This is a genomic window from Mesorhizobium sp. P2_D5 (assembly GCF_056404355.1).
The window spans coordinates 798033-818983 of record NZ_JBFUEE010000002.1 but is presented as its reverse complement, the minus strand read 5'-3'; the positions used below and the strand labels follow the sequence as shown (position 1 = coordinate 818983).

23 protein-coding genes and 4 pseudogenes are annotated in these 20951 nt (G+C 60.2%); 15 read left to right on the top strand and 12 right to left on the bottom strand.

Going from position 1 to position 20951, the window contains the following annotated elements:
- Positions 1-494 precede the first annotated feature (494 nt).
- From AC1DYW_RS10655 to AC1DYW_RS10645, 3 genes are read left to right on the top strand one after another with little or no spacing between them, the layout of a single operon-like run.
- Positions 495-797, top strand: coding sequence for an FMN-binding protein (locus AC1DYW_RS10655; RefSeq protein ID WP_477226106.1), 303 nt, complete (start codon positions 495-497; stop codon positions 795-797).
- Positions 798-822: 25 nt separating this feature from the next.
- Positions 823-1545 carry an FAD:protein FMN transferase gene (locus AC1DYW_RS10650; protein ID WP_477226105.1) on the top strand — a complete coding sequence of 241 codons (723 nt, stop codon included), beginning with the start codon at positions 823-825 and terminating at the stop codon, positions 1543-1545.
- Positions 1542-3053 (top strand): RnfABCDGE type electron transport complex subunit D, encoded by a 1512-nt coding sequence (locus tag AC1DYW_RS10645; RefSeq protein ID WP_477226104.1) that lies wholly within the window; start codon positions 1542-1544, stop codon positions 3051-3053. The genes AC1DYW_RS10650 and AC1DYW_RS10645 overlap by 4 nt, the downstream gene beginning before the upstream one ends.
- A 7-nt stretch (positions 3054-3060) precedes the next feature.
- On the opposite strand, the gene AC1DYW_RS10640 is transcribed toward AC1DYW_RS10645, so the two are convergent.
- Genes AC1DYW_RS10640 through AC1DYW_RS10630 form a run of 3 tightly spaced genes read right to left on the bottom strand, consistent with a single transcriptional unit; the run spans position 3061 to position 5383 of the window.
- Positions 3061-4404, bottom strand: coding sequence for a sensor histidine kinase (locus AC1DYW_RS10640; RefSeq protein WP_477226103.1), 1344 nt, complete (start codon positions 4402-4404; stop codon positions 3061-3063).
- Complete coding sequence (locus tag AC1DYW_RS10635; protein ID WP_477226102.1) at positions 4404-5069, bottom strand: response regulator transcription factor; 666 nt, start codon at positions 5067-5069, stop codon at positions 4404-4406. Before AC1DYW_RS10635 ends, AC1DYW_RS10640 begins: the two co-directional genes overlap by 1 nt.
- A complete protein-coding gene (locus AC1DYW_RS10630) occupies positions 5069-5383 on the bottom strand; it encodes a PepSY domain-containing protein (protein ID WP_477226101.1) in 315 nt (104 codons plus the stop codon). The genes AC1DYW_RS10635 and AC1DYW_RS10630 overlap by 1 nt, the downstream gene beginning before the upstream one ends.
- A 140-nt stretch (positions 5384-5523) precedes the next feature.
- On the opposite strand from AC1DYW_RS10630, the gene AC1DYW_RS10625 reads away from it, so the two are divergent.
- From AC1DYW_RS10625 to AC1DYW_RS10615, 3 genes and pseudogenes are all read left to right on the top strand, one after another.
- The gene (locus AC1DYW_RS10625; protein WP_477226100.1) at positions 5524-5757 is read left to right on the top strand and encodes a hypothetical protein; all 234 of its coding nucleotides are present in this window, start codon (positions 5524-5526) and stop codon (positions 5755-5757) included.
- A 48-nt stretch (positions 5758-5805) separates the two neighbouring features.
- The gene (locus AC1DYW_RS10620; RefSeq protein ID WP_477226099.1) at positions 5806-6345 is read left to right on the top strand and encodes a DUF2231 domain-containing protein; all 540 of its coding nucleotides are present in this window, start codon (positions 5806-5808) and stop codon (positions 6343-6345) included.
- Positions 6346-6474: 129 nt separating this feature from the next.
- Positions 6475-7172 (top strand): annotated as a pseudogene (locus tag AC1DYW_RS10615) (CBS domain-containing protein).
- Positions 7173-7498: 326 nt separating this feature from the next.
- Here the strand turns inward: AC1DYW_RS10615 and AC1DYW_RS10610 are convergent.
- From AC1DYW_RS10610 to AC1DYW_RS10590, 5 genes and pseudogenes are all read right to left on the bottom strand, one after another.
- On the bottom strand, positions 7499-7864 hold the full coding sequence (locus AC1DYW_RS10610; RefSeq protein ID WP_477226098.1) for a hypothetical protein: 366 nt from the start codon (positions 7862-7864) through the stop codon (positions 7499-7501).
- Between the two features lie 30 nt (positions 7865-7894).
- On the bottom strand, positions 7895-8107 hold the full coding sequence (locus tag AC1DYW_RS10605; protein ID WP_477226097.1) for a DUF6455 family protein: 213 nt from the start codon (positions 8105-8107) through the stop codon (positions 7895-7897).
- A 175-nt stretch (positions 8108-8282) separates the two neighbouring features.
- Positions 8283-8738 carry an NUDIX hydrolase gene (locus AC1DYW_RS10600; protein WP_477226432.1) on the bottom strand — a complete coding sequence of 152 codons (456 nt, stop codon included), beginning with the start codon at positions 8736-8738 and terminating at the stop codon, positions 8283-8285.
- 23 nt (positions 8739-8761) lie between these two features.
- Positions 8762-11388: pseudogene (gene mgtA / locus AC1DYW_RS10595) on the bottom strand (magnesium-translocating P-type ATPase).
- The gene (locus AC1DYW_RS10590) at positions 11388-12200 is read right to left on the bottom strand and encodes a universal stress protein (protein WP_477226096.1); all 813 of its coding nucleotides are present in this window, start codon (positions 12198-12200) and stop codon (positions 11388-11390) included. The pseudogene mgtA and the gene AC1DYW_RS10590 overlap by 1 nt, the downstream one beginning before the upstream one ends.
- A 256-nt stretch (positions 12201-12456) precedes the next feature.
- Here AC1DYW_RS10590 and AC1DYW_RS10585 point away from each other — a divergent pair, with 256 nt between their 5' ends.
- Both AC1DYW_RS10585 and fixJ read left to right on the top strand, forming a co-directional pair.
- Positions 12457-13944, top strand: coding sequence for a PAS domain S-box protein (locus tag AC1DYW_RS10585; protein ID WP_477226431.1), 1488 nt, complete (start codon positions 12457-12459; stop codon positions 13942-13944).
- On the top strand, positions 13934-14548 hold the full coding sequence (gene fixJ / locus AC1DYW_RS10580; protein WP_477226095.1) for a response regulator FixJ: 615 nt from the start codon (positions 13934-13936) through the stop codon (positions 14546-14548). Before AC1DYW_RS10585 ends, fixJ begins: the two co-directional genes overlap by 11 nt.
- A gap of 337 nt (positions 14549-14885) precedes the next feature.
- Here fixJ and AC1DYW_RS10575 read toward each other — a convergent pair.
- Positions 14886-15637 (bottom strand): annotated as a pseudogene (locus tag AC1DYW_RS10575) (SDR family NAD(P)-dependent oxidoreductase).
- 52 nt (positions 15638-15689) lie between these two features.
- Here AC1DYW_RS10575 and AC1DYW_RS10570 point away from each other — a divergent pair.
- Entirely contained in the window at positions 15690-16004 is a 315-nt protein-coding gene (locus AC1DYW_RS10570; protein ID WP_477226094.1) for a hypothetical protein, read from the top strand.
- Positions 16005-16052: 48 nt separating this feature from the next.
- Here the strand turns inward: AC1DYW_RS10570 and AC1DYW_RS10565 are convergent, their stop codons facing one another.
- Together AC1DYW_RS10565 and AC1DYW_RS10560 are read right to left on the bottom strand one after the other, a co-directional pair.
- On the bottom strand, positions 16053-16343 hold the full coding sequence (locus AC1DYW_RS10565; RefSeq protein ID WP_477226430.1) for a c-type cytochrome: 291 nt from the start codon (positions 16341-16343) through the stop codon (positions 16053-16055).
- A gap of 84 nt (positions 16344-16427) precedes the next feature.
- Positions 16428-16856, bottom strand: a complete 429-nt coding sequence (locus AC1DYW_RS10560) for a phasin family protein (RefSeq protein ID WP_477226093.1) — start codon at positions 16854-16856, stop codon at positions 16428-16430.
- A 106-nt stretch (positions 16857-16962) separates the two neighbouring features.
- On the opposite strand from AC1DYW_RS10560, the gene AC1DYW_RS10555 reads away from it, so the two are divergent.
- The 5 genes and pseudogenes from AC1DYW_RS10555 (at position 16963) to AC1DYW_RS10535 (ending at position 19424) form a co-directional block, all read left to right on the top strand.
- Positions 16963-17367, top strand: coding sequence for a hypothetical protein (locus tag AC1DYW_RS10555; protein WP_477226445.1), 405 nt, complete (start codon positions 16963-16965; stop codon positions 17365-17367).
- A pseudogene (locus AC1DYW_RS10550) lies at positions 17313-17601 on the top strand (aminotransferase class I/II-fold pyridoxal phosphate-dependent enzyme); the annotation flags it as partial. The gene AC1DYW_RS10555 and the pseudogene AC1DYW_RS10550, both read left to right, overlap by 55 nt.
- Before the next feature lie 183 nt (positions 17602-17784).
- Positions 17785-18219, top strand: a complete 435-nt coding sequence (locus AC1DYW_RS10545) for a DUF2267 domain-containing protein (RefSeq protein ID WP_477226092.1) — start codon at positions 17785-17787, stop codon at positions 18217-18219.
- 30 nt (positions 18220-18249) lie between these two features.
- Positions 18250-18957, top strand: coding sequence for a phosphoribosyltransferase (locus AC1DYW_RS10540; RefSeq protein ID WP_477226091.1), 708 nt, complete (start codon positions 18250-18252; stop codon positions 18955-18957).
- Between the two features lie 20 nt (positions 18958-18977).
- Positions 18978-19424 carry a pyridoxamine 5'-phosphate oxidase family protein gene (locus tag AC1DYW_RS10535; RefSeq protein ID WP_477226090.1) on the top strand — a complete coding sequence of 149 codons (447 nt, stop codon included), beginning with the start codon at positions 18978-18980 and terminating at the stop codon, positions 19422-19424.
- A 71-nt stretch (positions 19425-19495) separates the two neighbouring features.
- Here AC1DYW_RS10535 and AC1DYW_RS10530 read toward each other — a convergent pair whose 3' ends face one another.
- Positions 19496-20332, bottom strand: a complete 837-nt coding sequence (locus AC1DYW_RS10530; RefSeq protein WP_477226089.1) for a universal stress protein — start codon at positions 20330-20332, stop codon at positions 19496-19498.
- A 174-nt stretch (positions 20333-20506) separates the two neighbouring features.
- Here AC1DYW_RS10530 and AC1DYW_RS10525 point away from each other — a divergent pair, with 174 nt between their 5' ends.
- Complete coding sequence (locus tag AC1DYW_RS10525; RefSeq protein WP_477226088.1) at positions 20507-20905, top strand: c-type cytochrome; 399 nt, start codon at positions 20507-20509, stop codon at positions 20903-20905.
- Positions 20906-20951: the final 46 nt, after the last annotated feature.

Here is a 20951-nt window from a genome sequence, read left to right as displayed (position 1 = left end):
AAGCGTACCAGATGGGTCGCCTCTGCAAGGTTCAATGTGGAAGCACAATTCCGATGAAACAGATTGCCCTGTCACTTTTGGTGATCGCCGCCTCCGGCGCCTATGTCTGGGATCAGGCAGGCAAACGGCCAGCCGACGATGTGCTGGGTTCGGCGCTGCCGGCAAACGCGACAGAGGTCCCCGCCGCAGCCGCGCCGATTTTCCGGGCCTTGCCGGCGCCCTCACCCCAGTTCAGAACAAGGTTCCCGCTTGCAAGGGAAACGACGGCGGGCAAAGCCGTTGCTGCCAAACGGCCAAATGATCCCGTCAAGCAGACAGTGGTTCGGGTGGCACCCCAACCATCGCCAGCGCCACCGGAGCAGCTAGTGGCGCCGCCCGTCACCGATCCCTCGTCATCAACATCCTCATTCGCCGTAACTCCTGCCGTCTATATACCAGTCCCACAGCCGAGGCCGGCATATCCGGACGCGCCAGCACGTGTTGTCCCGGCCGGTATGAAACTCGCCGCACAGGGTTATGCCGACGGCGTCTACACCGGCCCGCCTGCCGATGCCTATTACGGCATCATCCAGATTCAGGCTCTCGTACAGGGTGGCCAGCTTACGGCGCTGAAAGTGCTGAAATATCCCTCCGATCGCCGCACCTCCATCAGCATTAACAGGCAGGCGCTGCCCATGCTGCGCGACGAAGCGATCAGCGCCCAAAGCGCCAATGTCGACATTATTTCGGGCGCGACACTGACCAGCAGGGCCTTTATCCAGTCGCTGCGCGGCGCGCTGAAGAAAGCGTCTTCCTAGTCCCATGCGTGAAACGCGAATTTTGATGGGCATGCCCATTACGGTCGACATCGGCGGCGCGTCGAACGGTGAGCTGATCGACACGGTCTTTGGCTATTTCGAGCACATCGACCAACGCTTCAGCACATACCGGACCGACAGCGAGATCACGGCCATAAACCGCGGCGACGTTCCAGTCGTCGACTGGAGTGGCGAGATGATGGAAGTGCTGGCCATTGCCGAACGGACGAGAAGCGAAACCGCCGGATACTTTGATATTCGCAAGCCCGACGGTTCGCTCGATCCTTCCGGCATTGTCAAGGGCTGGGCAATCCGCAATGCGGCCGGGATTGTTCAACGGGCCGGCATCAGCGATTTCTTCATCGAGGCGGGAGGGGACGTCCAGTCCTGCGGCAAGAATGCTTCGGGCCATGACTGGAGTGTCGGCATCCGCAATCCCTTCCAAGCGGACGAGGTCGTAAAGGTCGTCTATCCCCGCGGTCGCGGTGTCGCGACCTCCGGCACCTATGTCCGCGGTCAACACATCTACAACCCGCATGGTATTGGCAGCGCGATCCAGGATATCGTCAGCCTGACCGTCATCGGCGCCGATGTGCTCGAAGCCGATCGTTTCGCCACCGCTGCCTTCGCCATGGGCCGGGACGGCATTCTCTTCATCGAGCAGACGCCAGGCCTGGAGGGGTATGTCGTCGACGCCAATAGCCGCGCCACGCCGACATCCGGGTTCGGAGCCCTTTGCCTGCCATGATCAAGAAAATCGACCGATTTCTCGATCACCTGACCATGTACAGGCTGGTCCTCTACTATCTGATGGCGCTGGTCGGCGCGGCGTTCGTGCTCGGCTTCTTGAAGCTGATACCGCATGATCCGATTGCACTCGCCTTCACGACGGCTTTGGCGCTGGCCGCCTGCTGGCTCACCAACAGGGCCTTTGCGCATACCTTCGCGGTCCCGGCTAACAACGAGTCCGTCTACATCACCGCGCTCATTCTGGCGCTCATCCTTGATCCGGTAGCCGTCACGGACACAAAGGGGATCGCGGCGGTGGCACTCGCGTGCGTCTGGGCGATATCATCCAAATTCATTCTCGCTATCGGCCGGAAGCACCTTTTCAATCCGGCTGCATTGGGCGTGGCGCTGTCCGCGCTGCTGCTCGACCAACCAGCCACCTGGTGGGTTGGCGGCAATCTGGCGTTGCTTTCGCTCGTGCTCTTCGGCGGCATGCTCATTGTCCGGAAACTGCGCCGGCTTGATCTTGTCTCGACCTTCCTTATCGTTGCGCTGGCGACCATTATGGCAACAACGGACCCATCGCAGTACTGGACCGCGCTAGCTGAGACCCTGGGTTCGTCGCCTCTGCTGTTCTTTGCCTTTGTGATGCTGACCGAGCCGCTGACCGCACCGACGATGCGTTGGCCGCGTATCGCCTTTGCCGCCATCGTCGGCTTTCTGTTTGCTCCCAACATCCACATGGGCTCGTTCTATTTCACACCGGAACTGGCGCTGCTCGCCGGCAACCTGTTTGCCTATGCGGCGGGCCCCAAGGGACGCTTCGTGCTGACCCTGGAGCGCATCGAGCAATCAGCTGTCGACAGCTTTGATTTCATCTTCCGGTCGCCCCGCAAGCTCGCCTTTGAGGCCGGCCAGTATCTCGAATGGACGCTTGGCCTCAATCGTGCCGACAATCGCGGCAACCGCCGCTATTTCACGGTTGCGTCAGCGCCCACGGAGGAAACGGTCCGCCTCGGCGTCAAGTTCTATCCGCAATCAAGCGCCTTCAAGCGCGAATTGATGACCATGAAGCCAGGCAGCAAGATCCACGCCGCGCAACTGGCCGGCAACTTCACGCTGCCCGCCAAGCGTGAAACCAAGATCGCCTTCCTGGCCGGAGGCATTGGCATCACGCCGTTCCGCTCGATGCTGCAGTATCTCCTCGACCGGAAGGAGGCGCGGCCGATCGTCATTCTGTACGGAACCGAGAGCCAAGAGGACATCGCTTATCGCGACGTGCTTGGCGCCGCCAGGCAGGAACTTGGCATCAAGACGGTCCACGCTGTGGCGCGCGGTGGCGAGCGGGGCCAGTATCCCGGATACATCGACGAGCGCCTGGTGCGCCTGGCTATCCCCGACTACCTCGAGCGGACTTTCTACATTTCCGGCCCGCAGGCGATGGTCAAGGCGCTGCGCCAGAAACTGCTGGCCATGGGCGTTCGCCGCTCGAAGATAAAGGTCGACTATTTCCCAGGCTTTGCCTGAAGCACGCTCAACTGTGTCGCGGCAAGCAAATGGTCACGACCAGACCCGGATCGGCGTTAGCCATGGCAAGGCGTCCGCCATAGGCTTCGACGATGTCGGAAACGATGGCAAGGCCAAGGCCGTTGCTGCCGCTCTTGCTGTCGAGCTGGACGCCACGCGACAGGGCGGTCTCCCGATCGGCATCCGGTATACCTGGGCCATCATCGGCGACAGTGACGATCACCTCGCCGGCGGTGGCGGATGCACCGACACGGACTGACGACTTTGCATAGCGTGCGGCATTCTCGACCAGATTGCCGAGGATTTCAGACAGGTCGCCTTCATCGATCGGCGCCGTCAGATATTCTACGACATCCAGCTTGAATGAAAGCTGCTTGCCACTGGGCGTCCGTTTGACGACGGCAATGACGCCAGCCGCGACGTCCGACACGCGGCAGGATGCCTTGCCGGAGACGCCCGGCGCAAGGCGGGCACGCGCCAACTCCCGCTCGACATGGCGCCGGATCGCTCCGGCGCTCTTCTCGATCTCGTCGGCCAGACCCGTCTCGCCTTTCGTTCGCAACGTACGGATATCGGCCGACAGCACTTGCAGCGGCGTCTTGAGGCCGTGCGCCAGATCGGTGGCGCGCGAGCGGGCTCGCGCAAGAGCCTTCTCCTGGGCATCGAGAAGACGGTTGATTTCGTCTGCAAGCGGCTGCACTTCGTTTGGTGCCACCACATCGAGCCGTGCCGCTCGCTGTGCTATCACGTTTCTGACGGCGACCCGCAAGGTCTCCAGCGGCGCAAGGCCGATGGTGATCTGGATGAAAAACGCGGCCATGAGAACTGCCGCAAGCATCAGGAGGGCTGGAGCAAGATCGCGAACATATTCGCTTACAGACACCTCCACGGTTCGATGATCTTCCGCCACGATTGCGTGAAAGGAACGGCCTCCGGCATCGATGATCGTACGCTCGACCGCAATACTGAGTTCGCCACCAGGGCCCTTGAACTCCTCGACCGCTCGCAGCTCACCACTTGCGCTCCGGGCAGGCAGGACCAGCTTGGCGTCCCACAATGATCGCGAACGCTCAAGGCTGCCGGTGGCGATGTCCTCCACTTGCCAGTAGTAACCGGACAGCGGATTGGCGAAACGCGGGTCAGTGAGCGCTGGGGTCACGATCAGGCGGCCATCGCTTGCGAAGGTCGTTGCGCCGATCAACTCGTTGAGGTCAACCGTCAGCTCGCCCACCACGCGTCGTTCAACGTGAAGTTCGAACAGATAGCGCAGGCCGGCGCCGGCGATGGCGAGTGCGACAAGAATCGAGATGGTTGCCGCCAACCACAGCCGGAAGCGGATCGAGTTGCCCATCAGGCGGGATCATCGGGCATCAGATACCCGAACCCGCGTCGTGTTTCGATGACATCGCTGCCGAGCTTCCGCCGCAGCCTCGCTACAATGACTTCGATCGTGTTCGGATCGCGGTCGTTCCCTGAATCGTAAAGATGCTCAGCCAGTTCGGTCGGCGCCACCACCCGCCCTGCATGATGCATCAGAAACGCCAGGAGCCGGTATTCCAGCGGCGATAGGGAAACGGGAATGCCGCGAAGCGATATCCGCATTTGGCGCGTGTCCAGAAGCAGCGGGCCGGATCTCAACACTGGTGCCGCCTGCCCTGCTGAGCGACGCAGGATTGCCCGCAACCGGGCGAGCAGTTCTTCCATTTCAAAAGGCTTGGGAAGATAGTCGTCAGCACCGGAATTGATGCCCTCGACACGCTCCGTCCACATCCCCCTTGCGGTCAGGATAAGAACCGGAAACCGGCGGGCGTTGGCTCGCCAGCGTTTCAATATGGTGAGACCATCGAGCTTGGGCAAACCGAGGTCCAGGATCGCGGCATCATAGTTCTCGACATCGCCGGCGAACCAGGCAGCCTCTCCATCGCGAACGGTATCAACCGCCATTCCGGATGCCCTAAGGACTGTAGCGATATCGGCCGCGATACGCGGCTCGTCCTCGGCCAGGAGGATCTTCATCAGTCGCCCTCCCCATCACGCATGATGACACCGGCACCGGCGTCGACGTCGATGGTCCTTCGCCGGCCATCTGCATCGACGACCTGGAACCGGTAGACCCATCTGTTTGCCTTGCGGATGAGATCGACCGCAACAACATCGCCGGGAGCTTTGGCGCGGACAACGTCCAGTATGTTGGCAAGACCCTTGATTTCGCCGTGCTCGTACAGATCCCGCGCCCGGTCATGGTCGCCGTCATCGTCCTCGTCGGCCTGGGCAGCGAGAGGCATGGCCAGGACAAGGCCCGCGAGACCCAGCACCGACAAACGCTTCAATTGGCTTTTCATCGGCAAGGCATGTCGCACGTTGAAGCTTTCAATTTGCTGTCAGTCATTCTCAGCCCGCAGCAAGCGAAGGGTCCATATCAAGGCATTATCGCGTCCAATCATGGCCGCGCCGAGAAGGATACCAGACCATGCACAATTCCATGCTTGTCCTTGCAGCACTTGCAGGCCTCACGATCTTTGCCCTGCCGGCGGCGGCTGAATCGGACGAAGGATCATGTGGGGCGCCGTCATCTGTTGTCCCGTCCGGTCCGATCGACCTGCAGGCCATCCCGATGCAGGACGCCACCACCCCGAAAGCCATCAAGGGTGATGACGATGCGTGCGACGACCGGCAGGGCGATGAGGCCGACGAAAACGACTAGATCTCTCGTTCGCAGTGCGTGGCCCGCTACAGCACATAACGCGCGCAAATGTCGTCGGCCAAGGCTCGCTGCAAGGCTGGCAATTATCCAAAGTCCCCTACCAATTTCTGGAGAGTTTTCGTGGTCCCCATTCAACACATCCACCCCGTTCTTGTTCATTTTCCTATTGTTCTGATCTACACGCTCGCGGCTATCGACCTTGTGGCGTTGGCGGGTGGCAGCGCCGTCACCAGGAAATCGGGCGCCGGCACGATCTCTACTTTTGTGGCCCTGGCTGCCGGAGTGTTCGCCATTGGGACCTGGTTCTTCGGCGGTCTTGCCCTGGATCACGCCGAAGCGGCCGGCTTCAGCAGCGATATCGCGGAAATCCACGAAAGCCTGGGAGGTATCACCGCCTTTGCCTTTCTGATCTGGGGACTTGTGCGGCTTACGCTTTGGATCCGGAATCGCGAGTTTCGGGCTGTGACGATCGCCATCCCTTTGATCGAAATTGGCGGAGCGGTGCTGGTCACTGCGACGGCCTATTATGGTGGACTGCTTGTCTACGAACTTGGCGTGAATGTCGCCAAGGCCGCGATGGCTGGTTGACAGGCATGCGACCGTCATTCGCGACCCACATTTGGACCATCTGCCTCGATGGCAAAATGATTCAGATCAAGGCGCTTCATGCATGGGAATTCTAACAAGCCGAAGGTTGGAAAACTCCGGAGAGCGAACATGCAAGCCGAAGCCATAATGAGCAAGCCAGTCGTCGGCATAGACCCGTCCGCATCGATCGCCGAGGCGGCCGGGTTGATGCTCTCCAAGAAGATCAGCGGCTTTCCCGTCATTCGCGGCGACGGCACCCTGGTTGGGATCGTCAGCGAGGGCGATTTCCTGCGTCGCGGGGAATTGGGCACGCAGCGCAAGCGCTCGCGCTGGCTTGAGTTTCTCGTCAGCCCCGGAAAGGCGGCCGATGAATATGTCCACGCCAATGGGCGACGGATCGAGGAGGTGATGTCGCAAGATGTTGTCAAGGCATCCCCTACCGCATCGCTCGCCGAGGTCGTCGAGCTCATGACGCGTCACCTCATCAAACGCATTCCTGTCGTCGACGCCGGGAAGGTCGTCGGCATCATCACCCGCTCTGATCTTCTGCGGGCATTGCTCAGCGTCCTTCCGGATGTAGCCCCTGCAGCCATCGATGACGAACAGATTCGGCAGAACATCATGACCGAGCTAGCGTCGCGGAAATGGGCCGGCAAGGATTTGATCCACGTGACGGTGAACAACGGCGCGGTGAACTGAGCGGCGCCATCTTCGACGAACGTGAGCGCCAGGCAGCCATTGTTGCGGCCGAAAACGTCGCCGGCGTAAAAGCGGTCGAGGATGGTCTCTTCTGCGCCGATCCCATGTCCGTCCTCCTTGTTTCGTAGCGGTGGCCGACCGCCACTGAGTTAGTGTCGCGAACCGGTGGCTAAGAATGACGGCGCTATCCGCCGAGAGCGGCCGTACCAGCGGCTTTCAACGTTGCATCAAGGATAGGCTGCCAGTTTCGCCCAGGCCTCGCCGCGCTCAGGTCGCGACCAGAGGTATCAATGGTCGAAGGAGCAACAGGGCGAATGCAATAAGCGCCGTGCCCACAACTCTTTCTGCCATCCTTTTGCCTCCGCCAAAGCGCCTGCCTAGCAACAGCCACAACGATCCTGTGGCGGCCGTGGTCACGAGGAGCGCAATCCAGAAAATTTCCAGCGCTCGCGGTTCAATGTGCATCGGCACGATAGCCAGGCATAAAGGCCTTCGGGTTCAGGGCGCTGGTCGCCGCAACAGAAATGGCGTCGCCGTTTTTGGAAACGTTGATCCGGGTGCTCGCCGTCAGACGCAGGCCAAGGATTACGAGCCATCCGGCTGCAACCAGCCTAAGTATCTGAATGGCATCGGGCGACACAAAGGGGCGCAGCGAAAACCAGCACGCGGATGCGATCCCGTATCCGCATGCCTGAGCGGCCAAAAGTTTGATCGCATTCGCTCGTTTGACCGACCCCGCCATCAAAAGAGCGTTGGTGGGCCCTGGTGCGACAAAGAGCAGAAACGCTTCTAGAAAGACCGGATCGTCCACTGAAGTCACGACTACCTCGAGACTGATCTGCTCGATGCACTACCGTTGGCCGGCTGCGTGCTGCAGTCGTGCGATCAGGTCGCTGTTGCGGCAGTAATCTGGCGGAATATCGGCTTGCTGATGTTCGTCAAGCCAGGTCGAACATTCATCCTGGTGCCCGCAGGAACGACAGCGGTCCACCGCCCGTTTGGTGACGCCCGCGTGATCCGGCACCGATTTCAATTGTTTGTCGACGCCGAGCTTCTGCATCATGCGACGGCATCAAAGCGGTTCTGGCGTCAACCGAAATCAGGCAATCGAGAAAGGTCATATTGATCACTCCTACCTAGTGGCCATTCTTGCCACTGTTGGCGCCAGGTGGCGTTGACCTCGATCAACACGCGGCATCGTTGCCAACCCCTGAGCCCTAAACAGGAAGCATGGCGCGCTAAACCGAAGCGACAAGGCGGTCGAGTAAGGACCGCTGACCGGCAAGCAGTTTTTCCCGGGCCAGGTCTAAATCCAGCCATTCACCGCGATCCACCTCGGCAAACAATTGCACCCGGCCGCTGCCTCGTGGCCATTCCATCTCAAACATGTTGCTGCGCAATGTCGCGGTATCGAAATCGGCTTCCAGCGCGAAAGCGGTGATGAGTTTGCTCCTTCGCTGGCGCAACTCACCCAGATTGAGCAGGGCTCCCTTGGCCTCCCAGCCTGTCTCTTCCGTGAATTCGCGTCGCGCCGCAGCTTCCGGCAGCTCGCCTTCGTCGTACTCGCCCTTGGCGATGGACCAGGCGCCAAGATCGCGGCTTTGCCAGAACGGGCCACCCGGATGGACGAGCAGTACCTGCAGCGCCTTGGTCGATCTACGATAGGGCAGAATGCCCGCGCTTCTTTTCATCATCGCTTCAAGCCTCCCCACGCGGCCTACGATCTCGGATAGGCCGCATGAGGCTTGGGCCCTCCGTCGATCAGCTGCCCCGCCCTCTTCCGGTGCGACTGGCGGCTCTCTTGACCGGGGAACCAGCGCTTGGTCGTCTCGGAGGCCAGTAGATAGAGCGCGGTGATCGCGACAAGCCCGGCAAGCACGGGCAGCGGCAACGGCACGAAGCCGAACCAGGCGGCAAACGGCAGATAGGGGATCATGATCGCGACACCCCCGACACCCAGTGTAAGCCAGGCAAGCAACGGGCTTGGACGGCTCGCCCAGCAAGCCCTGTGCGTGCGCACAATGAGCACGATGGCAAGCTCTGTCAGCAGCGACTCGACAAACCAGGCGGTCTGAAATGTGGCCTCCGTGACATGGGCGAAAAACAGAAGGAACGCGAAGGTCGCTAAGTCGAACAGCGAACTGACCAGGCCAAAGCTGATCATGAACCGCCGCACAAAACGGATGTCCCAGTGACGAGGTCGGCGCAGTTGGTCGGCATCGACATTGTCGCTTGCGATGGCGAGCGAAGGAACGTCAGAAAGGAAATTGTTCAGCAGGATCTGCTTTGCCAGAAGCGGCAGGAAAGGCAGGAACAGCGAGGCGACAGCCATGCTGATCATGTTGCCGAAATTGGCGCTGGTGGTGATTGAAATGTACTTCATCGTATTGGCGAATGTCTTGCGGCCGTCGTCGACGCCGCGCACGAGCACGCCCAGATCTTGCTTTAGAAGGATGATATCGGCCGCTTCGCGCGCGACATCGACAGCGGTGTCGACCGAGATGCCTATGTCTGCCTCATGAAGGGCGGGCGCATCATTGATGCCGTCGCCAAGGTAGCCAACGACATGGCCCCTGCTGCGCAAGGCCTGAACGATGCGCTCCTTCTGGTTGGGGTCGATCTCGACGAAGAGATCGGCGTGTCGCACGCCCGCAAAGAGCGCGCTCTTCGTCATTTTCGAAAGCTGCTCGCCGGTCATGATCCTGTTGGCGTGCAAGCCGACCGCTTGCGCCAGGTGTGCGGCAACGTAACGGTTGTCGCCCGAATAACTTTTACCGCGATGCCGCGGTGGGCGAGCTCGGCAAGCGTCTCCTTGACGCCTTCCTTTGGCGGGTCGAGGAAAAGCAGGAAGCCCGCGAAGGCGAGATCGATTTCGTCTTTCCTGCTGAACGTTTTCCGGCTCTCAAATCTACGGGTCGCCAGGCCCAGGACGCGGTAGCCGTCCGCGCTCCAGCGCCGGAATTTTTCGTCGATTGCCGCACGCTGCTTCTCATCGAGGGGTTCCAGGCCTTTCGCCGTGCTGACGAAGCCGCAGGTTTCGAGGACATTTAGTACGGCGCCTTTGGTGATGAGAATATCTTCGGCATCCTTGGTCCGCACAACCACGGATAGGCGCTTGCGAATGAAATCATAAGGGATCTCGTCGACTTTGGTGAAAGCAGCCAATGATGCGCCCTCGCCCGGCGCACCGGCGATCGCTTCGTCCAGCGGGTTTTTCAGTCCGGTCTGCATGGTCGCGTTGAGACGTGCCCAAAGCAGGATGTCGGTTGACGGATTGCCGTCGACATCAAGCCATCCGTCGAGGTGGATCACGCCTTCCGTCAGCGTGCCGGTCTTGTCGGTGCAGAGCACGTCCATGCTGCCCAGATTCTCGATGGCGTCGAGACGGCGCACAATGACACCATTGGCAGCCATCGCGCGAGCCCCTCTGGCCAGGGTCACACTGATGATGGCCGGCAGGAGTTCCGGCGTAAGACCAACCGCCAGTGCGAGCGAAAACAGCAGCGATTCAATCAGCGGTCGATGTAGCATCAGGTTGGCGAAGAACACCAGGATGACAATCGCCAGCATGATCTCGGTCATCAGATAGCCAAACAGTCTGATGCCGCGTGCAAACCCTGTTTCGGGGATTTGTCGCTCCAGGGCCGCTGCGATCGACGCGAATTCAGTGCCGGCGCCGGTCACTGCCGCAAGCACGGTTGCAGTGCCGCTGCGAACCGAAGTGCCCGTGAAAACGGCATTGCTGCGCTGTGCGACGGAAGCCTCGGGCGCCGACCGCCCCGGTGCCTTCACAACGGGAAAGGTTTCGCCGGTCAGCACGGCCTCGCTGACATTGAAATCGCGCGCGTCCAGAATGATACCGTCTGCAGGAATGAGGTTTCCGGCCGAGAGGCGGATCAAGTCGCCCGGTACGATATCTTCGGCAGCAACCGAGCACTCGAGGCCGTCACGCAACACAATAGCCTTGCGCGAAATACGCTGTTTCAGTGCTTCCGTCGCTCGCGACGCACCGTACTCCTGGGTGAAGCTCAGGATGCAGCTTGCCAGCACGATCGCGCCGATGATCGCAGCCTCCTGGCCCTCTCCGACGAAGGCCGATACACTGGCCGCGAAAATGAGGATCAAGACCAGGGGGCTACGGAACTGGCGGGCAAACACTACCAGGGCCGACGCGCTTGACTTCGACACCAGTGTGTTTCGGCCGAATTTTGCGAGCCTCGATGCGGCCTCGGAAGCTGCAAGCCCCAAGGCAGACGTATCGAGGCGTCGCAGGAGGTCATTGGTCTCGATCGACCAAAAGGCACCGCCTGGCGGGACGGATTGCTGGTCAGCTTCGCCCAACATCAATACGACATGAAGCGGTTGATGCTGCTCTCTTCGATCAGCGTGCGAGTGACGCCGCCAAACGCCCATTCCCGCAGGCGGCTATGGCCGTAGGCGCCCGAGACGATCAGATCCGCATGGATCGAGCACGCGAATGTCAGCAACCGGTCGCCGTCAGCCTCGCCGGCGATCAGCTCGGTTCGCGCCTTGATGCCATGGTGTTCAAGAAACGCGGCGACGTCGTCGAGGCTGTCACGACTGGTTTCGTCGCGGTTGGTGTCTATCGTGGCGATGACAACTTCGTTGGCCTTGGCCAGAAATGGGAGTGCATCTGCTATCGCGCGCCGTGCCTCCCTGGTGTCCTTCCACGCAACCAGTACGGTTTTTGCACGGATATGTTCGATATTGCCCGCGGTGACCAGGACTGGCCGTCCTGCACCGAGCACGAGGCTGCCGATATCCACGGCGCGAAAGACGTTGTCTCCATCCACGCCGCCGGTGACGATGAGGTCGGCCGCTCTGGCCGAAGTGCTGAGGAACCGGGTCGGACTGCATACCGCTTGCCCCCATTCGCTGGTAATCGAGGCTGGCACCAGCTCCTCGAAATCGGAACGCAGCTCCGCAAGCCGCTGTTCGATTTCCGTTCTCTGGATCTGCATGACCTCTCCTTCGTAGACCATGCCGTCGCCTGTCGCGACCAGCGGCGGGACGTCAGCGGCCGCCAGGCCAATAAGATGGGCTCCAAATCGTTCGGCAAGTTCGATCCCAACCCGCACAACGGGTGCGGGGGGCGCATCGATGGCGAGGTTCACGATGATTGACTTGTAGGTCATTGCGGGTGCCTTTCGCTGCAATGATCGAATGCGTGATGAATTGCATTCGCTGGCGCCCAATGCCTTGATGCGGGTCAAAGACCCGCCAACTGCATCTGTGTTCGAAAACGTCGGATCCGATCCGTTTTGAGTGTTCGGCAAGAGGTGATAGTTAGCCTTGGTAGCACCGTCTCGTACCCAGGAACTTCAGGTGATCAAAGACGAAGAACTCAGACTGTCGCCCGGCGGGACGACGCTGAAATCACTTTTGTCACGAATGTTCGATCAGGCACCGGGCTTTATTGCGCTCATCCGCGAGCCAGGTCACATTTTCGACCTGACCAATGCAGCCTACCAGCGATTGATCGGCAACAGGCAAGTGATTGGAAAGTCGGTACGGGAGGCCTTTCCCGAGCTCGAAGGACATGAGTTTTTCGAACATCTGGACCACGTGTACACGACGGGCGAGCCATACAGGGGCCAGGGCGTAAAGGTGGGCCTTCGCAACAAAGTCGACGAGCCGGTCGAAGAACGCATCCTGGATCTCGTCTATCAGCCGATCAAGGCCGACGACGGCCGTATCACCGCGATCTTTGTTGAAGGCACGGATGTCAGCGACCTGTCCTTTGCAAACGCCGCACTTCGGTTGCGTGAGGACCATTTGCGATCAATCCTGGCAACAGTGCCGGACGCTATGGTCGTTATCGACGAACAGGGCCGGATCCAGTCCTTCAGCACCGCTGCCGAAACGCTGTTCGGCTATCAGTCAGGCGAGGTCATTGGCAAAAACGTCAACATGCTGATGCCTTCGCCCTATCGCGATGAGCATGATGCCTATCTGCTTCGCTATCTGACGACGGGAGAACGCAGGATCATCGGGCTCGGCCGCACCGTAACCGGGGCGCGCAAGGATGGCACGACTTTCCCGATGGAGCTCTCCGTTGGCGAGATGCATCCGGGAACCGGACGCTTCTTTACCGGCTTCTGCCGCGACCTGACCGAACGCCACCGGGCAGAAGCAAGAATCCAGGAGCAGCAGCAGGAGCTGCTGCACATGGCGCGGTTTACGGCACTCGGCGAAATGGCATCGACACTCGCTCATGAGATCAACCAGCCGCTGACCGCGATCACGAATTACCTCAAGGGCAGTCGTCGGCTGCTCGAGAAGAGCACGGAAGAGAACGCGCCCATGCTGCGGGATGCCGTGGACAAGGCAGCTGAGCAGGCGCTACGCGCAGGCGACGTCATCCGTCATCTGAGGGATTTTGTTGCAAGGGGCGAAAGTGAACGTCAGGTTGAACGACTGCCGGCTCTGATCGAGGAAGCCTCGTCGCTCGCGCTGGTCGGCGCAAGGGAGATAAATGTCCTCGTCAGCTACAAGCTTGACCCCGCCGCCGAACTGGTCTTGACCGATCGCATCCAGATTCAGCAGGTTCTGCTCAACCTGATGCGCAACGCGGTGGAGGCCATGCAGGGCGCGCCGCGCCGCGAATTGAAAGTCACAACCGTTGCCCGGGATGATGGGATGGCCGAGGTGAGCGTGATCGATACCGGCCCAGGCCTCGCCCCGGAGGTTGCGGCGCAACTTTTCCAGCCATTTGTAACCACCAAGAAGCAAGGCATGGGTGTCGGCCTTTCCATTTGTCGCACGATCGTCGAATCGCACGGCGGCCACATATGGGCCGACGCGGTGCCGGCTGGGGGCACCGCCTTTCGGTTCACCTTGCGCATCGTGAGAAAAGAAGAGGTCTCCAGTGGCCGATAGTAATCTGGTGCACGTGGTCGACGACGACGTCGATGTTCGCAAGTCGCTCGGCTTTCTTCTGGCCACTGCAGACTTCGCTGTACGCCTGCACGAATCGGCTACGGCTTTTCTGGCTACCGCGACGGGCAATCTCGACGGCTGCATTGTCACCGACGTGCGCATGCCGGGCATCGACGGCATCGAGTTCCTGCGCCAGCTCAGAGCGGGCGGTCATACAATACCGGTTATTGTCATGACAGGCCATGCCGATGTGGCGCTCGCTGTTCAGGCCATGAAGGAAGGCGCGTCCGATTTTATCGAAAAGCCGTTCGACGACGAAATGCTGATCGAAGCGATCCGCTCGGCGCTGGCCAACCGAAACCAGGTCAATGCAGCGCATCCGCAGTCTGCGGATATCCGCGGGCGTCTGTCGACTTTGTCAGAGCGCGAGCGGCAGGTGCTGGACGGGCTTGTGTCGGGTCTGCCGAACAAGACCATCGCCTATGACCTTGGAATCAGCCCGCGCACGGTCGAAATCCATCGCGCCAATGTCATGAGCAAGATGGGCGCGGGCAGCCTGTCACATCTTGTGCGCATGGCGTTGATCGCGGAATCCAGATCCTAGGGAGAGCCTTCGAGAGGTTTGTCAAATGGGGCCTTGGCCTGCTCCGGCTCCCAGTCGCGCCAGTGGGTCGGCCGAATGTCGACACGAGCGCCGGTAGTGGCATTCCTCCACCCTTCACGATCCTTTATGCATGGAAATACGAGCGCATGCGTCCCCTCCTCGTCGAGGACGGCCAGTTCGAGATCGCGACCAAATGGTGCGCTTAGGATCGGGTTCCACATAATCCTATGATTCCTTAAGCGCAGGTTCGCGCCTTGATCTGGATCATTTCTGCAATTGCGCGATGTGACTGTCGGCAAGTATCCGTGTCGGTCGTTCCAAGCAGACAAGGGTCCTGTCATTTGGCTGTGTAGCCGCCATCCACGAGGTGGTTGCTGCCGGTGATGAAACTGGCATTGGCGGACAGCAGGAAGCATGTCAGTGCTGAGACTTCCTCCGCTGTCCCCAGGCGGCCAAGGGATGCAATGCCGCCAGCTGTCCGACCGTTTCGGCATCCAGGTTCTTCGTCAGCAATGGTGTATCGATGAAGGCGGGCCCAACAGCATTGATGCGAATGTTGTGGCCGGCATATTCTATGGCGGCTGTCTTCGTCAGTCCGATGAGCGCGGGCTTGGTCGAGACGTAAGCACAGGCATTCTGCCAACCAACTGCGCCCAGATTGGATGACATGTTGACGATCGCGCCCCCGCCCGATTTCAGCATGGCGGCGATCTCATATTTCAGACCGTAAGAAGCACCGCTAAGGTTGACATCGATGATTTTCTGCCAGTCCTCCAGGGGATAGTTGGCCGTCGTCGCGCTTGGCCCGCCAATACCGGCATTGTTCAAGGCGAGGTGGAGCCCTCCAAAAGCCTCGACGGCGAACGCCACCATCTGCTCGACCGAGCGCGGATCGGCAACATCGACCTGACAGGGACGCGGGTTGCCGAGCGTATCACTGATCTGCGTCACCGTTCTTACGGCAGACGCCATGTCGATATCAGCGGCGACGACCTGCGCACTGTGGGCCGCCAATTTGATTGCGATCGCAGCGCCGATACCTGACCCGGCACCCGTCACGATCGCCACCTTGTCATTGAAATCCTTCATGATCTCGCTCCGTCAACTGCCTGCGATTCTTGGCCGGCTTCGGAGTGAGACCTTGATCGCCATCAAACGCCACACGATTGCAGCAACCTGCGTCGTACGTCGATTGATCGTGATCAAGGACCACCGTGGCGAGGGGATTATCATTCAATCGCAACACGATGTCGTCAACGCCCTGCAGCCGGCGACGGAATGGCTGATCGTGGGACCAGGATCGGCAAAGGATGAGTTGGCCAAGCATATACGCGACCACCATCCCCAGTTAAAGGATCGTATCGTCGGCGTTGAACCGGCGGATCATCCTACGGAGGCCCAGATCGTGGCGCATGCGCGGTCTTTCTTCCGCGCCGCTGACCAGATGTTGCCCTAGCTCGGTCTGGGGCTAGCCTGCTGGCGCCGCAATCGGCCATTGCCTCGATCACGGTTGCTGCAAGCTGGTGATATAGGCGATGATTGCCTCGATCTGGTCGGGATTCGCAACCCACTCAGGCATGTCCGGGTGGCCGGTCGAGATGCCTTCGGCAAGTGCTTCCTCGAGGTCCGCGATCGGATAGCGCTTTGATAAGGTGCGAAAGGCGGGCGCGTCGGGATGGCTGCTCTTGTCGGTTTTTCCGGTGGCGTGGCAGACGGCGCAATTAGTTTCCACCAACGCCTTTCCGTGTTCCGTTACGCTATCGGCCAAGGCGGGCAGCACGGATACAAGCAGCATCGCTCCAAGTACGGAAGCCCGCAGACGACGCCGGTGACGACCATTGCCCATATAGGTGTTCATGGTTGCCTCCGCATTTTCGATCTACGCAACTGTCTTCGCCGCCGCGTCCTCGATCGCGGTTCTGGCTTCGTTGCGCAAGCACCTAGCCGTTTCCGACGCGAGCTTGGAGGTCAGTGCCGCGACCCTGCCGGCTTCGGTGGCATATTCCGATGTCGCATTCTGCAGGAAGCTAGAGAAGATGTCGAAGGCATCATTGAACTCGGAACCGGCGATGAGATCATCGGCGAGCTTGGCATCCTGCGCGTAGCGATGCTTCAGAAACGCCAGCGTTGCGATGTGATAGCGCATTGCTACCTTGAAAGCGTGCGCCTGAAAGGACACGGCAGCGAGGAAGGCCTTCTGGCCATTTTCCGCCATCGACAATAATTGCATGCCGAATTGCGATGGTTCGGGATGGGTCTGCATGGTCGATACTCCGTGTGAGGCGGTGCAAACGAAGGTCTGCTCCACACCACGCTAGCGCCATTCGTCGCCGGGTCATTGATCCGGATCAACCGGCGTATGACCTTTGCTGGAATGTAGGAGCAATCGAGCGCCACTGATCTCGTTGCCGCGTTTGACACGCATCAAGGTCGCCGCGCCGCGCATCTCCATGGCGTGGGATCCTGCCCAACGGTATGAGGCCGATCTGATCGGCTTCTGTGCGGCCGAGCCACATTTTGTCATGCCAACTGGCACCGACGACCAGGCCGCAACGAAGGCGATCTGGTCTCAGGTGGAGGAGATTGAAGGTCGCCTCAACTGCGTGAGAGAGGAATTTCTAAGCACCGTCAACGGCAGCAATCGCGCTTCGTGGCGCGGCGAAATAGGAAATCCGACTGGGCAGCTGGCGCTCAAGGCACGTGTCGCCGACCTGATCGTAACCGGCTCGCCGGTGGTCGATCTGGTGGTCGGCCATCATCGCACCCGGCCTTGGTCGGCGACCCGGAACTCTACAAGATGGCGAGCGACCGCCTGCTAGGCGTGCACGGCATCTACATACAGCCGATCAACTATCCGACCGTGCCGCGCGGCACGGAGCGGCTGCGTATCACGCCGACGCCGTTCCACACCGATGCGCTGATCGCGTCGCTGCAGGATGCGCTGGTCGAGACCTGGGACGCGCTTGGCATCCTCTATGGTTCGGCAGGCCGGGCCTTCGGTCGCCAAGAGCGACCGCATTATTCCGCTGCTGGTGCAGAAATCCGGCGGCTGAATGCCGCCTGCACAAAACGGTCTTCATCCCCTTTGCCAGCCGGACCGCGGCTTCCTCAGGCTGATCGAGGCGGCGGTGGAGCCATAATCGGGGCAGCGCGCTTAATGAGCAATTTGATCCGGCTCAATGCTCGAAGCTGTTCAACGGCTAAGAATGGAGCTCAAATCCTCGAGGAGCATCGCCATGGGTCATAGGTCTCACACTTCCTTTGCTGACTTCACGCACGCTGCCGAACAGGCGCAGCAGTGGGTCAACGAGCTTGCCAAGGATCTCCGCTGGAGCGAACCGAGCGCGTGCCGCCTCCTGAGGTCCGTTCTGCACACAGTGCGGGATTGGCTATCGCAAGCGGAAATGGCCGATCTTTCTTCGCAACTGCCTGTTTTAATTCGTGGCATCTACTTCGAAGGCTGGAACCCATCGGCGCCTGCGCATGAGCGCACGAAGCGCGACTTTGTTCTCAGCGTCAGAAACAGTTTCGGCTGCGATGAGGAGATCGATTTCGATGTCGCGATCAACGCTGTGTTCAAGCTTCTCGACCGTCATATTTCGCATGGCGAGATCGTGCAGGTCAGAAACTCGATGAAGAAGTCCCTTAGAAAATTGTGGCTGGTGGATTGACCCATGTTCCGAGACCGGGAGGACGCTGGAGTGAAGCTCGGCCTGGAGCTGACCAACCTTCATCTGCATCGGCCTGTTGTGCTGGCATTGCTGCGTGGCGGCGTGCCTGTCGCAGTGGAGGTGGCCAGAGCTCTCAATGCTCCTCTTGACCTACTTATCGTCCGCAAGGTCGGCGCCCCAGGCAATCCCGAGCTGGCTGTTGCCGCAATCGTCGATGGCGACCCTGGGGAGGTGGTGTTGAACCGTGAGATTGTTGAGACCTATGCGCTCGACGAAGACGGATTACGTGTCTTGATTGCCAAAGAGCGTCCCGAACTCGAACGTCAGCGCGTTGCCTATCGAGGCAACAACAGACCAATCTCGATCGCGGGAAGGACCGTGATCATCGTCGATGACGGGGCCGCGACCGGTACGACCATGAAAATAGCGATCCGGGCCCTGAAGCGCCGGTCACCGAGAGAAATCATCGTGGCCGTTCCTGTTTCACCGCAAGAGACGGTCGCTGAACTGGCTCGGCAAGCGGATCGTGTGGTTTGCCTAAGTCAGCCCGGACAGTTCCGTGCCCTGAGCTACCATTACTTGCGGTTTCCTCAGCTCTCGGACAGCGATGTCATCGCTGCGATGGACGAGGCTGTTCGGTTGCAAACGGGCGGGCAACACCGAAGTGGGCAACACGCAGCCGGCTCCGGTTCGAAAGCCGCCACGAAATCAATAAGACGGAATAACCGAGAGAAATAAGAGAAAGAGGAGAGACCGTCATGCAGGTCCGCACGCTTTCTGCATTGGAATGCACGAAAATGCTATCGGCCAATCGCGTTGGTCGCCTGGCATGCGCGAAGGACGGGCAGCCCTACGTCGTGCCCTTCTACTACGCCCATTCGGATGCTCATCTGTACGCGTTTTCCATGCCGGGCAAGAAGATCGAATGGATGCGGGCCAATCCGTTGGTGTGCGTCCAGGTTGACGAACATGGCCAAGGGCGAGGATGGAGAAGCGTCGTTGCCGATGGCCGATACGAAGAACTGCCTGACCGGATCGGCCACAAACTTCAGCGGGATCATGCCTGGTCGGTCCTGAGCAAACACGCCGACTGGTGGGAACCTGGCGCACTCAAGCCGGCCGTTCCGGCCGCGGCCGACAGTGCACCGCACGTTTTCTTCCGGCTCCTGATCGAGCAGGTATCCGGACGAGAAGCGAGCGAGTAGTCGCCCCATCAAGCCTTCCGAGAAATGAAAGGCCGGCGCAACCTGCACCGGCCCTTTTCCCGTTGAAAATGCTATCGCGCCATCAAGACCGGCAGCGCTTGCCCCTCAAGCATTGACTTGGTGACGCCGCCGAAAATCCGCTCGCGCAGCCGGGAATGACCATAGGCGCCCATGACCATCAGCTCGGCCGCAACGTCGCCCGCATGCTGGCGAAGCACATCGGCGACCGAATGGTTCGCGCTCGGTAGTCGTTCGACCGTCACCTTCACACCGTGCCGGGCAAGATAAGTCGCTGCATCTGCTCCGGGTTCCGCACCGTGATGGAACTCGTCCTCGATCGGGTCGACCATGACGAGGTGAACTTCTTCGGCGCTTTTCAGCATGTCGAGCGACTCGCGAACGGCGCGCGATGACTCAATGCGGGCGTCCCAAGCAACCAAGATGCGTTTCGGCCTCAGCGTTGGCCGCGCGCCCTCGGGAACGAGCAGGATAGGCTTTCCCGATGTGAACAGCGCGCCCTGGATGACTCTATCCCTCAGCGTCGGGCTTGTGAGCAGATCTGGGCCAAGAACGGTCAGATCGGCATAGCGGGCGCGCCTTCCGATGACTTCGTCCGCCCAGGCCGTGTCGGGGTAGTCGTCGCTCAGATCAGCCGATACCGCGCTGTGCGAAAGAAAGGCGCCGACTGTCGAGATTCGCTTCTTGAGCCTGTTGACCTCGACCTGACGCTCCTCGAACCAGGCTGGTGAAACGACACCCAGATGCGCACCGCCTGAGGGCGGTGCGGCCAGCTCGAGAACGAGCACGGAGAGATGGGCGCCGATCTGTTCGCACAGGCCGGCGGCCAGCTTGAGATCGCCCTCGCCCTGGTTCGGTCCGGTAACCGTAAGCAGTGTTTTGAAAGTCACGGCAACAACTCCTCATTTCGAAAGAAAGTTCAATCGTTGCTGAAGCGTAAGCGAGAGGGGCTGGTGCGTTCATTGCGCTGAATCAAACACTTTGGGTGCGGCGGCATTTGATCCGCATCAACGCACTGTCAGGCCGGGGCTGTAGGCTTGCGCTAATCAATCGGGGGAACGCAGATGAAGTTCCTGATCGCGGTGGCCTTGGCAGGTTTGCCCTTCAATGCGGCTGACGCCCAGGAACTCGGAAACGGCAAGGCGGAATACATGAACTCATGTGCCGTTTGCCATGGTCCCGAAGGCAAGGGCGATGGCCCCTTGGGTGACGAACTGTTGAAACGCCCGGCCGACCTGACGCGTCTCTCCAGGCGCAATGGCGGCGCGTTTCCCTATTGGCGCGTTTTCGCCATGATCGACGGCCGCACAATGGTGCCGGAGCACGGCGATCGCGACATGCCGGTCTGGGGTCGCCAGTTCCTCCCCGGCGACGTGAAGAAATATGGTCCGAACGCCGGGGAAATCGTCACCAGGGAGCGGATCCATGATCTGGCCGGTTATGTCCAGACGCTGCAGCGATGAGAGCAGATGATGGAAACAGTCTCCGGAAGACGCAACATCGAGGATA

What these genes read in the sequence shown, in the direction of transcription:
- AC1DYW_RS10655 (WP_477226106.1), top strand. Translation starts at nt 495, where the DNA reads ATGAAACTCGCCGCACAGGGTTATGCCGACGGCGTCTACACCGGCCCG.
- AC1DYW_RS10650 (WP_477226105.1), top strand. Translation starts at nt 823, where the DNA reads ATGGGCATGCCCATTACGGTCGACATCGGCGGCGCGTCGAACGGTGAG.
- AC1DYW_RS10645 (WP_477226104.1), top strand. Translation starts at nt 1,542, where the DNA reads ATGATCAAGAAAATCGACCGATTTCTCGATCACCTGACCATGTACAGG.
- AC1DYW_RS10640 (WP_477226103.1), bottom strand. Translation starts at nt 4,404, where the DNA reads ATGGGCAACTCGATCCGCTTCCGGCTGTGGTTGGCGGCAACCATCTCG.
- AC1DYW_RS10635 (WP_477226102.1), bottom strand. Translation starts at nt 5,069, where the DNA reads ATGAAGATCCTCCTGGCCGAGGACGAGCCGCGTATCGCGGCCGATATC.
- AC1DYW_RS10625 (WP_477226100.1), top strand. Translation starts at nt 5,524, where the DNA reads ATGCACAATTCCATGCTTGTCCTTGCAGCACTTGCAGGCCTCACGATC.
- AC1DYW_RS10620 (WP_477226099.1), top strand. Translation starts at nt 5,806, where the DNA reads ATGTCGTCGGCCAAGGCTCGCTGCAAGGCTGGCAATTATCCAAAGTCC.
- AC1DYW_RS10605 (WP_477226097.1), bottom strand. Translation starts at nt 8,107, where the DNA reads ATGATGCAGAAGCTCGGCGTCGACAAACAATTGAAATCGGTGCCGGAT.
- AC1DYW_RS10600 (WP_477226432.1), bottom strand. Translation starts at nt 8,738, where the DNA reads ATGATGAAAAGAAGCGCGGGCATTCTGCCCTATCGTAGATCGACCAAG.
- AC1DYW_RS10590 (WP_477226096.1), bottom strand. Translation starts at nt 12,200, where the DNA reads ATGACCTACAAGTCAATCATCGTGAACCTCGCCATCGATGCGCCCCCC.
- AC1DYW_RS10585 (WP_477226431.1), top strand. Translation starts at nt 12,457, where the DNA reads ATGTTCGATCAGGCACCGGGCTTTATTGCGCTCATCCGCGAGCCAGGT.
- AC1DYW_RS10565 (WP_477226430.1), bottom strand. Translation starts at nt 16,343, where the DNA reads ATGCTGCTTGTATCCGTGCTGCCCGCCTTGGCCGATAGCGTAACGGAA.
- AC1DYW_RS10545 (WP_477226092.1), top strand. Translation starts at nt 17,785, where the DNA reads ATGGGTCATAGGTCTCACACTTCCTTTGCTGACTTCACGCACGCTGCC.
- AC1DYW_RS10535 (WP_477226090.1), top strand. Translation starts at nt 18,978, where the DNA reads ATGCAGGTCCGCACGCTTTCTGCATTGGAATGCACGAAAATGCTATCG.
- AC1DYW_RS10525 (WP_477226088.1), top strand. Translation starts at nt 20,507, where the DNA reads ATGAAGTTCCTGATCGCGGTGGCCTTGGCAGGTTTGCCCTTCAATGCG.